The sequence below is a fragment of the Tardiphaga sp. genome (genome assembly GCF_044340795.1).
GTDB lineage: Bacteria > Pseudomonadota > Alphaproteobacteria > Rhizobiales > Xanthobacteraceae > Tardiphaga.
Map to the genome: position 1 here is coordinate 1 of NZ_JBIISY010000396.1, position 3,581 is coordinate 3,581.

2 protein-coding genes and 1 pseudogene are annotated in these 3,581 nt (G+C 56.8%); all 3 read right to left on the minus strand.

Going from position 1 to position 3,581, the window contains the following annotated elements; all coding sequences use genetic code 11:
• Nucleotides 1-414: 414 nt before the first annotated feature.
• On the minus strand, nt 415-654 hold the full coding sequence (locus ACIQ17_RS32090; RefSeq protein ID WP_398473589.1) for a hypothetical protein: 240 nt from the start codon (nt 652-654) through the stop codon (nt 415-417).
• 270 nt (nt 655-924) lie between these two features.
• Nucleotides 925-1,101 (minus strand): annotated as a pseudogene (locus ACIQ17_RS32095) (IS110 family transposase); the annotation flags it as partial.
• Between the two features lie 529 nt (nt 1,102-1,630).
• Nucleotides 1,631-3,581: calcium-binding protein (locus tag ACIQ17_RS32100; RefSeq protein WP_398473590.1), on the minus strand; the 1,951-nt coding region annotated here is incomplete at its 5' end.

The following is a 3,581-nucleotide window of genomic DNA, read 5'->3' on the forward strand; positions in this document are numbered from 1 at the left end:
CCGAACTCTTCGCCTTCAGAGGATCGCATACGCGACGTCTTGCCCATCACTCAAACTCCTTTTCGGCACTCGATCGCTACTCAATCGGAATAGCAACCCCGGTCTACTCGACATGCATCCGAAACGAGCTTTCGAGCCCGTTCTTCAACCGCAAATTCGACTTTTGTGCCCCATATTCGGCGCCAGAAAACGTCGCTCGCACGTCAACGCCCCGATCTACACTGAGCGAGAACAGCATCGAGAACGTCACTCAAATAGGTCTCGATCACCTCAATCTCGCGCTCGGTGACGGGGATGGCCTTGGGCCAGTTGTCAACGACCTTGCTCGCAGTAGACGCGCCCGCCCCCTGCGCAATCCCTCCAGCGAGCGCGTGCATATCCCGTTTATGCTTCGGGAGCCTGGAATGAGATTGCTCAGTCAAGGGACAGTCCCCGCGAGCGACGGATGTCCTTGATGGGGACGGGCGACCGATTTTCAGGCTGGGCAATCGTCGGCTCAGGCGGCACAGCTTCTTGCGCCTGCCCGGTTTCACCGAGACGCTGATCTACCGTCATCGTCAGTTGCCGAGGCGGCATCGGAACATAATCGAGCGTCGATTGGGTGACGCCTGAGCGGCCAAGCGCGGCGGCGAGCGCATCCAGCCTGTCCTGCATCCCGACCGGCTTGTCGCGGTCCCAAGGAGCCGCGCACTTTTCACGCGGGCATCGAGTTTCTTTCCGTCGATGAAGAGATGCGTCTCCTCACGCGCGCGGCTTGCCGCGACATGAATGTCGTGACGGTCCATGAAGGGATCAGCGAGCACAAAAGTCCGCGTCGTCGTCAATCCCTGCGATCCGTAACAGGTCGTGGCATAAGCATGAGCGATCTGCGCGCGGCCCTGCTCATCCGCGATTGCCGCAGTGTGCAGATGGACCGCACGGTCAATAATGGGCCGTTCCACAGGCTTCGATACCGATGACACAAGGAGGAAGCTTGGCGAAGAACGCAATGAATTCCGAGCGACGGAGCTTCTTACGAAAAACGACCGCGCCTGTCGCATCGACACCATGCGCCTGAAAAACATGCTTGGCGAGATCAAAACCGATTGTGGTAGGATGCATTGTGGATGGCTCCCCTCTGAGTTGCTATCAGCAACATTCTGGCACATCGATGCCGTGGAGTGGGTGTCATCCACACGATCATCAATCGACGACAACTTTACTCAGCTTATCTCTAAATCAATATGGCCACCATTCCCTCTGCATAGGAACAGATAAAGGCGTGTCAGGATGTCGTTGTACGAACATCCGATCTTTTTCGTGGTTGTTCGGCCGCGCTGGACGACTGGCAGCCTGCGTATGATCGCCGCAACCAGTTCGGCGCGGACGAGACGACTACCGGGGAAGCTGTAGCAACAGCCTCGGCTCCGCCGCGATGAGGGACCGCGTGATTGGTGGGGTCTCGATAGAATAGTTTCCGCGCGGCCGGTGCTGGGCGGGTATGGTGGCTTGAATTCCAGATTAGACTATCAGGAGGCGGGGCCTCCGCTCTCACTCATCAGCATCGGCAACAAAGGCCTGCGAAAAACGCGACTAATCCACGCGCAGAATAACGCATCAGAGAACGCTCAAAGACGCGGAAGCCGCGCCGTCAAACGATGAAGAAATCCGACTGCTGCAATGTCGCGTGGTTGGCTAAAGTCGCGAGCAAAACGGCCGAAGAAGATCCCGAGCCGTCAACGTCCCAATACAATCCGCCCGTGCTGGCGTTATAGACGACGCTCGCAGCCGGACTTGTCGCGGCCGCGCCCAATACGAAGTCCACGCCCGCCTCGGCCAAGGTGCCTGCGGGCATGTTGAAGCCCCGCGAAAATGCGATCTTATCTTCGCCGGGAGTGAAGTCCGCGATTACGTCGGCACCCTCGTTCGGGCCGAAGAAGAAGAACGTGTCCGACCCACCGTATCCCCACAAAGTATCGTTTCCGCCGCCCCCGCCGAGAACATTCCGACCATCGTTGCCAGCGACGATGTTGTTGAACTCGTTCCCGAACAGATTGACGTCATGCGTGCCGGCGGTTCCGTAAGTGCGCAGCAATTCGACTTCGGCACCCGCATTAAGAATATAGGTCGTGTCGGTTACAACCGTGTCGTACCCACTACCGACGGCCTCAACGATGCGGTCACCGATGTTATCGACAAAGTAGCGATCATCACCGCCATATCCCCACAGTGTGTCGGCGCCGCCCTTGCCGTCCAACGTGTTAGCACCGTCATTTCCAGCTATTATGTTATTGAACTCGTTGCCCACCAGTGTGAGCGGCGACGTAAGTGCCGAACCGTAAGTGCGCAGCAATTCAATTTCCGACCCTGCCGTGAGAGTGTAGTTGACGCTCGTAATGACGGTGTCGTATCCGCCACCGACCGCCTCGACGACTCTGTCGCCGATGTTGTCGACGAAAAACCTATCGTCGCCACCATATCCCCACATAGTATCGGCACCCGCCTTTCCATCCAGCGTGTTCGCTGCATCGTTCCCAACGATGGTGTTGGCAAACTCGTTCCCGGTAAGCGAGACCGGCGTCATCGTAGCTGAGCCATAGGTACGCAGCAGCTCAATCTCCGATCCGGCAGTCAACGTATAGCTCACATCCGTGATGACCGTGTCATACCCCTCGCCGGCCTTCTCAATCACCAAGTTGAGAGTATCGCCGATGAAGTACTTGTCATCCCCTTTGCCTCCGACCAGAAGACTTGCCCCGCCAGCACCGTAAAGCATGTCGTTGCCTTCGTAGCCGAAGACCCGCGTAAATTCCGCGGTGGCAGTTAGTCTATCGTCAACAGCCGTTCCGCCTCTGTCATACGCCCCGAGCGACGGTCCTCCGGCCCGCATGAGCGTTCCGTTCGCCGCTAAAAGATAGAATGGATCGAGGAACAAAGAGACGTCCGCACCTAGATTGCGAATCGTCCCACCAGTCGCCTCGCTCATTAATTGGTCAAGCGAACCTTGAAGTATGGCCCCACTTTGCAGCTCAACCGAGATATACTCTCCATTCGCCAGCCGAACCGTGAGCCATTGCGACGTGTAGGTTGTGAGCCCATCACCGAAGGCAAAACCAGAAACGTAGTACCCTTGGCCGCGCAACGTCTGAGCCGCCTGCGTCCAACCTTGAGAGTCGTATTGATCAATTGCAGCCAGCGCAGCGGCGTGATCTGCAAATACGCCCCCTTGATTGCTGGCTGGATCGTGCGCAGTGCCAGCATCGAGAAACAGTGCCACCGCCTCTGCGTGGGGAAGGCCATCCGCCCCGTACCACCAGTAAACCAAATCCAAATAGTTATCGCGAAAGTACTGCTGAAGCGTCTCGCTCAACGCCGGCTCAATCTCACCATAGATGTACGAACGGTAGTTAGCGAAACCGTCAAAATTCAGATTGCCTCCAGAGTGAAGCAGCGCCCTAGCTTCGTAGAATGAGAGAATGTCACCGTCATCATTGCGGTAGACGAAATTGAAGGTCGCATCCTGGACGATATACTTCTGTAGATCAGTCACGTAGACTTCGGTCATTACGTGATTATCAGTCGATGTGCCAAATTCCGCATTG

Excerpts from the sequence above, each read along its gene's own strand:
- ACIQ17_RS32090 (WP_398473589.1), bottom strand. The coding sequence starts at position 654 with ATGCAGGACAGGCTGGATGCGCTCGCCGCCGCGCTTGGCCGCTCAGGC.